The sequence below is a fragment of the Variovorax sp. 01T439_2 genome, assembly GCF_056398445.1.
In genome coordinates this window covers 1-1173 of record NZ_JBFTPJ010001299.1, presented here as the reverse complement: position 1 = coordinate 1173, position 1173 = coordinate 1, and the positions used below count along the sequence as shown (strand labels likewise).

Below are 1173 nucleotides of genomic sequence, written 5' to 3'. Positions count from 1 at the left end.
TGTCGGCGGCCAGGAACGCACGGAACTGCTCGGGCGTGCTGCCCACGGGTTCCAGGCCGTCGGCGGCGAGCCGCTTGGCGATCTCGGGCATCGCGAGCACCTTGGCGACTTCGCGCTGGATGCGCTCGACGACGGCGGGCGGCGTATTTTTGGCCGCACAGATGCCCGCCCAGGTCACGGGTTCGAAGTCGGGAATGCCGGCTTCCGTCACGGTCGGAATATCGGGGAACGCCGCCAGCCGGCGCGAACTGGCCACCGCCAGCGCGCGCAGCTTGCCCGAACGCGCGTACTGCATCGAGCTCACGGGCTGGTCGAAGATCATCGAGACCTGACCCGCCAGCAGGTCCGTCATCGCCTGGCCGGTTCCCTTGTAGGCCACGTGAACGATGTCGATGCCCGCGCGCGTTTTCAGCATCTCGCCCGCCAGGTGGCCGCCCGTTGCGGTTCCGGAAGAAGCGAAGTTGAGTTCGCCCGGCTTCTGCCTGGCGTAGGCGACGAGCTCCTTGACGCTGGTCACCGGCAGCGTCGAGTTGACCATCAGCATGTAGGGCGCGTTGGTGACCTGCGTGACCGGCACGATGTCCTTCTCGGGGTCGAAGGGCATGCTTTTCAGAACGTGCGGCTGGATCGACAGGGTTCCGGTGGTGCACATCAGCAGGGTGTGTCCGTCCGCAGGCGCCGTGAGCATGGCCGAGACCGCGATGTTGCCGCCGGCGCCGGGCCGGTTGTCGACCAGCACTTGCGCGCCGAGCCCCTCGGCCAGCTTCGGTGCGATCAGGCGTGCCACGACGTCGTTGGAGCCGCCGGGCGAGAAGCCGACCAGGATCTTCACCGGCTTCGACGGAAAGGGATCGGCCGCGAACGCATGGGCGGCGCACAGCCAGGCGGTGCCGGCGACGAGCCACGGCAGGAGGAGTTTGGGAGGAAGCGATCGGACGTTCATGGCTGTTCCTGGTTCATTCAGACGACGACGAGTTCGTTGCGAGCCAGCGCAATGCGGCGGCAACCCTCCAGCAGCTGTTCGGTGCTGGCGGCAAAAGAGAGCCGGAAGTGCGTCGGCACGCCGTAGGCGCTGCCTTGCAACGCGGCCAGATCCTGCGCATCGAGCAAATGCATGATCCAGTCGTCGCTGCTGCCGATCTTCACTCCCTTGGGCGTGCAAAGGCCGAACAG

At 66.8% G+C, this 1173-nt stretch carries 1 protein-coding gene and 1 pseudogene; both read right to left on the bottom strand.

Annotated elements, in window-relative coordinates; translation table 11 throughout:
• Positions 1-943 (bottom strand): Bug family tripartite tricarboxylate transporter substrate binding protein (locus AC1DOC_RS34455; RefSeq protein WP_478131680.1); only part of this gene is annotated, 943 nt, incomplete at its 3' end.
• Between the two features lie 17 nt (positions 944-960).
• Positions 961-1173: pseudogene (locus tag AC1DOC_RS34450) on the bottom strand (aspartate transaminase); the annotation flags it as partial.